5 protein-coding genes and 1 pseudogene are annotated in these 5,342 nt (G+C 72.9%); 2 read left to right on the forward strand and 4 right to left on the reverse strand.

Annotated elements, in window-relative coordinates:
• Positions 1–107: pseudogene (locus tag CCN39_RS36635) on the reverse strand (class I SAM-dependent methyltransferase); the annotation flags it as partial.
• 74 nt (positions 108–181) lie between these two features.
• On the opposite strand from CCN39_RS36635, the gene folC reads away from it, so the two are divergent.
• Both folC and CCN39_RS36645 read left to right on the forward strand, forming a co-directional pair.
• Positions 182–1,837: a bifunctional tetrahydrofolate synthase/dihydrofolate synthase gene (folC, locus tag CCN39_RS36640; RefSeq protein ID WP_086849921.1), complete on the forward strand. Its 1,656-nt coding sequence runs from the start codon at positions 182–184 to the stop codon at positions 1,835–1,837.
• A gap of 38 nt (positions 1,838–1,875) precedes the next feature.
• Positions 1,876–2,232 carry a DUF4233 domain-containing protein gene (locus tag CCN39_RS36645; protein ID WP_208630545.1) on the forward strand — a complete coding sequence of 119 codons (357 nt, stop codon included), beginning with the start codon at positions 1,876–1,878 and terminating at the stop codon, positions 2,230–2,232.
• Positions 2,233–2,352: 120 nt separating this feature from the next.
• On the opposite strand, the gene CCN39_RS36650 is transcribed toward CCN39_RS36645, so the two are convergent.
• From CCN39_RS36650 to CCN39_RS36660, 3 genes are all read right to left on the reverse strand, one after another.
• Positions 2,353–2,664, reverse strand: a complete 312-nt coding sequence (locus CCN39_RS36650) for an ArsR/SmtB family transcription factor (protein WP_086849925.1) — start codon at positions 2,662–2,664, stop codon at positions 2,353–2,355.
• Positions 2,661–3,521, reverse strand: coding sequence for a hypothetical protein (locus CCN39_RS36655; protein ID WP_143264282.1), 861 nt, complete (start codon positions 3,519–3,521; stop codon positions 2,661–2,663). The genes CCN39_RS36650 and CCN39_RS36655 overlap by 4 nt, the downstream gene beginning before the upstream one ends.
• Before the next feature lie 41 nt (positions 3,522–3,562).
• Positions 3,563–5,342: penicillin acylase family protein (locus tag CCN39_RS36660; RefSeq protein WP_086849929.1), on the reverse strand; the 1,780-nt coding region annotated here is incomplete at its 5' end.

A 5,342-nucleotide genomic window follows, 5' to 3' on the forward strand; every position in this document is an offset into this window, starting at 1 on the left:
CGGGCGAACCGGCCGGTGCCGCAGCCGACGTCCAGCGCGATCCCCGGACCCGGCGGCAGCAGGTCCAGCAGCAGCGGGTGGTAGTGGTCGTTGTGGTTGAACGGCATGCGTCGAGAGTGCCACCCCATCCCGCACGTAGACTCGGAAGGCAAGTGCGAAACCCCAGGCCGGAGGAGATTCAGTGCCGCAGGATGAGACAGGTCGCAGGCCGGACCTGTCGGATTTGGACAGCTTCGCGGGCGTCGACGAACTGGGGACGTCGGGGTACGAGGAGTCCGACGACCACGACCCGGTACTGGACGTCCGCGACACCGCGTTCGAAGCCGGCGGCGGCTCGCGCGGCGGGATCGGCGGGGTCGGCCAGCTCGGGGACAACCTCGCCACCGGCCCGGTGCCCGACCTCACCGTGCCCGAGGACACCGAGCTGCACGAGCTCGACGACCAGGGCGAGCAGGTCGAGTACGGCGACCCGGACGGCCCCGAGGCGCGGCGCGAGCTGATGGCTGTCGAGGCCGAGCTGAACCAGCGCTGGCCGGAGACGAAGATCGAGCCGTCGCTGACCCGGATTTCGGCGCTCACGCAGCTGCTGGGCGAGCCGCACCGCGGCTACCCGGTGCTGCACGTGGCCGGCACGAACGGCAAGGGCTCGACGGCCCGGATGATCGACGCGCTGCTGACCCGGATGGGCCTGCGCGTCGGCCGCTACACCAGCCCGCACCTGCAGCTGGTCACCGAGCGGATCGCGCTCGACGGCCGGCCGATCTCCGCCGCGCGCTACGCCGAGCTGTGGAACGACATCGCGCCGTACGTGTCCTTGGTGGACGGTGCGGCCGCGGACGGCGTCGCGATGAGCAAGTTCGAAATCCTCACCGGGATGGCGTTCGCGGCGTTCGCCGACGCGCCGGTGGAGGCCGCGGTCCTCGAAGCGGGCCTGGGCGGCGCCTGGGACGCCACGAACGTCGCGGACGCCGACGTCGCCGTGATCACGCCGATCGGCCTCGACCACGTCGAGTACCTGGGGCCGGACGCGGTGAGCGCGGCGCGCGAGAAGGCGGGCATCATCAAGCCCGGCTCGGTCGCGGTGATCGCCGAGCAGGACCCCGAGGTGCTGAAGGTGCTGCTGGAGCGCGCGGTCGAGGTCGACGCCGCGGTCGCGCGCGCGGGCAGCGAGTTCGGCGTGCTCGAGAAGGAGATCGCCGTCGGCGGGCAGCTGCTGAAGCTGCAGGGCCTCGGCGGGGTGTACGACGAGATCTTCCTCCCGCTGCACGGCGCCCACCAGGCCGCGAACGCCGCGCTGGCGCTGGCCGCGGTCGAAGCGTTCTTCGGCGCGGGCAAGGACAGGCAGCTGGTCGTCGAGGCGGTGCGCGAGGCGTTCGCCGAGGTCGAGACCCCGGGCCGGCTCGAGCGCGTCCGCTCGGCCCCGACGGTCCTGCTCGACGCGGCGCACAACCCGCACGGCGCCCGCGCCCTGGCGACGACGGTGTCCGAGGAGTTCGCCTTCCGCCGCCTGGTCGCGGTGGTCGGCGTGATGGCCGAAAAGGACGCCCTCGGCATCCTCGACGCGCTGGAGCCGGTGGTGTCGGACATCGTCGTGACGCGCAACGCGTCGCCCCGGTCGATGCCGCTGGAGGAGCTGAACGAGCTGGCGATCTCGGTGTTCGGCGAAGACCGCGTCGTCGCCGAGACGGACCTGCAGACGGCGGTCGAGACGGCGATCGCGCTGGTGGAGACCAACGACGACCCGGAGGAACCCCTGGCGGGCGGCGGCGTGCTGGTGACGGGCTCGGTGGTCACGGCGGGCGAGGCGCGCACGCTGTTCGGGAAGGAGCCGGCGTGACCTCCCCGTCGCAGGAGCAGCCCAAGCCGAAGGACCCGATGAAGGGCTTCCGCGGCGTGATGTCCGGGACGCTGATCATGGAGGCGATCACGGTCGGCCTCGCGGTGCCGGTGGTCAACAAGCTCGGCGGCGGCATCTCCACGGGAACCGGCTGGACGGTCATCGCGGTGGCGGTGCTGCTGATCGTGACGTGCGGGTTCGTCAAGCGCGCGTGGGCGGTGCCGCTGATCCTCGCGTTGCAGGTGGTGCTGATCGCGCTGGTGTTCTGGCTGCCGGCGATCGCGGTCCTGGGTGTGCTCTTCCTGGCGGTGTGGCTGTGGCTGCTGTGGCTGCGGCGGGATGTCGCGCGGCGGATGGCCGCAGGGACGTTGGCGAGTCAGCAACCCCAGCCGTGACACTTCGCTCCCGCTGAGCGGCGAACGTGTGGAGAAGCCGATCCTGGTGGCCGACCACTTTCCCGCGGGGCTGCACGACGTGGCGACGTCGGCGCCCGTGCGCGGGAGGGCCCGTGGTCGTCACCGGTGCGGCGTCGCCTGGCAGGCGCGCACCTCGGTTGTGAGCGTGTCGAGGGCGTCCAAGGCGTCGGCCGGGACGTCGAGGCGGTAGATGCGGTGCGGGCCCGAGCGGCTCACCGTCAGCAGGCGGGCGTCGAGCAGGATCCGCAGGTGCCGTGACACCGTGGACTGCGGTAACCCCAGTGCCTCCTGGACTTCGCCGACCGTGGCGGATCCGCCGCGGTCGAGGAACACTCCGACGATCTGGACGCGGGTGGCTTCGCCGAGGGCCCGCAGCACGGGCAGGGCGGTCGTGAGGGCGTCCTGGATCACGCGGTCACCCGCTCCAGCAGGCTTTCGAGTTCACCGGTCGGGAGATCGTGGCGCCGGCCGAGGTCCACCCAGTCCCGCAGCATCCGGACCGTCTGCGAGCCGTGCCCGCCGAAGTGGCCGCGGAGGTAGCGCGGCACGTTGAACGGCGCCAGCCGGGGGAGCACCGTCAGCGCCGTGCGCACGGCGTGGGGGCGCACCGGACGCGGGCTCGGGCCGCCGAACCCGGCCGCGACCGCGTTGCGCGCCTGCGTCGCGGCGGTGGCGAGCTGCCGCGAGGACCGGCGCGCGGCCGCGAGGTCGAACCCCGCGGCGTGCAGCCCGGCCACGACGGGCATCATGGCCGCCGCGGCCGCCAGCGGAGCCGCGAGGGGTGTCGTCCGCGACCACCGCGGCCGGCCGAACAAGGACCGCAGCGGAGCCGACGCCGGACCGGCGACCGTGAACCGGACCCCCGCCGGCGCCCACCACCACGTCGGATCGGTGTCCGCGGCGAAGAACTCGGGCACCACCAGGCCCCACGGCCGCCCGCCGGCCAGCTCGCGAAGCAGCTCCACCTCCGAGGGCACCTGGGTGACCGCGGCGACGATCGCCGACCGCCCGAGCAGTTCGGCGACGCCCGGCGAAGCGGGCGAGGCCGTGCTGATCACCACGTCCCAGTCCGAGGTCGGCTCGCCCGTCAGGTCGACGCTCCGCCGCTCGACCGGCCGGGCGGGTCCGACAGTGCGCAGCCGACGGCTCCCGGCCGACAGGGATTCCGCACTCCGCTCGCGCACCGCGAACCCGACCCGGTGGCCCTCGGCCAACGACGTCGCCAGCACCCGGGCCACCGGGCCTTGTCCCACCACGAGAACGCGCATGGCGACACTATATCCGCATATCCGGATATAGTGCTACGCGCTCACCGCAGCACGACGACCCGCAGCGCGGGCGAGCGCAGGATGTCGGCCTCGCAGAACCGGCCCTTCACCCACTCGCCCCGGCTGTAGAGCTTCGTCTGGTCACTGAAGTACGGCGACGCCGGATTGGCCGACTGCGAATACGTCAGCAACGTCGAGGAGTCCGGGCACCCGCGCCCGCTGAACCCCACCACCTGGATGTAGCTGGACCCGTGCGCGACCTCGGTGTTGCCGTGAGCCGGGTCCCACACCGGCGTCATCACGTTGAGCACCCCGAGGAAGCCCTGGGCGCCGTGGACCGGGATGCGCTCGCCGTTGCGCGTGACGGCTTGGCCGTCGCGCAGCCGCGCGTCCGGTGCCAGCCCGGCCGCGCGCAGCTCCACGAGCGCGTCCCCGAACGCCCGCTGGATGCCCGCGTCGCCGACGTTCAGCGTGTTCGGCGTGGTCACCGGCGCCTTCGGGTCGAACGGCACGGTGAACCGCGGAAGATTGCCGAGCCGGATGGCGAACCGTTGGAACAGCAGGGAACCACGGCTGTCGAGTGAGTACGTGTGGTCCCAGTTCGCCAGTGCGGTGCACGCCGGGCCGACCGGCACCGGGCCGGACGACGACGGTGCCTGCCCGCCCGGGAACGACGCGCACAGCTTCGCCAGGTCCGCCGCCGCCAGGTCGGCGAACCGGCTGTGGTCGGCGAAGAGCATCTTCTTCATCGAGTCGGTGGTGAACCGGCTCGCCTCGGCCGTGAGCAGCGCTTCCCGGGTGCGCGGGGAACGCTCGGTGTCCTGATCGCTGACGATCCGCGGGAATCCGGTGAGCGGAGCCCGGGCGTTCGCGAGCCAGGCGCTGTCGTTGGCGTTCAGCTCGTAGTCCCGGCGCTGCTGCTGCGGCAGCCGGGACGGCGCGAAGATGCCCGGCTCCAGCGCGCCCGGGTCCGAACCCCACCGGCAGGACGATCGTGAACCGTCCAAAATGGCCAGTCCGTCGCCGGCGAGCGTCTGCCGGCCGACCGGCGTGCTGCAGGCTCGGGCCAGCTCGTCGGTGACGTGCGGGACGACCTGGACGTCGGCGTAGAGCGCGTTGCCCGCGCGGTCGGTGGCGATCGTGTTCACCCACGGCACACCCTGCGTGCTGCTCAGCGCGCGGAGGACGTCGGCCGTGCTGCGGGCCTGGTCCAGCTCGAACCACGTGTTCAGCCCGCGCATGTTGGTCGCGTTGGCGTCCCGCAGCGCGTACGCCGACTTCGCCGTCCACGGCACCGGGAACCCGCCGACGTCGTTCAGCACCGGGCCGTACCGCGTCGACCAGAACGTCTGCCGGACCGGCCGCAGCGAACCATCGGCCTGACGCACCTGGACCGCGACCTCACGGGAGGTCATCTTCTCGGGCTTGCCGTCGACCAGGTACGTCGTCGGGTCGCCGGCCGCCAGCGGCACTTCGAACAGGCCGAACGTGACCGGGGTGGACACCGTGTGCGTCCAGGCCGCGTCCGCGGTGTGCCCGATCATGACGAACGGCATGCCGAGCAGGCTCGCCCCGGCCACGTCGACCCGGCCGGGGATGGTCAGCTGGCTCTGCCAGAACCGCCGCCCGTCGTGCCACGGGTAGTGCGGGTTGCCGAGCAGCACGCTGCCCTTGCCTGCCGCCGTCCCGTCGGCGCCGACGGCGATGCCGTTGCTGCCGAGCCCGCCCTTGCCGAGCCCCTCCCGCAGGCTCGCCGACAGCTGCGCGGGCGTGCCTGGCGTCGGCGACGGCGCGCCGGACGGCGGCGCCGCGAACAGCCCT

Origin of the sequence: Amycolatopsis kentuckyensis (genome assembly GCF_002155975.1) — a bacterium.
GTDB classification, from domain to species: Bacteria; Actinomycetota; Actinomycetes; order Mycobacteriales; family Pseudonocardiaceae; genus Amycolatopsis; species Amycolatopsis kentuckyensis.

Coding starts and splice junctions, on each gene's coding strand:
- CCN39_RS36645 (WP_208630545.1), top strand. CDS start 1,876: ATGAAGGGCTTCCGCGGCGTGATGTCCGGGACGCTGATCATGGAGGCG.
- CCN39_RS36655 (WP_143264282.1), bottom strand. CDS start 3,521: ATGCGCGTTCTCGTGGTGGGACAAGGCCCGGTGGCCCGGGTGCTGGCG.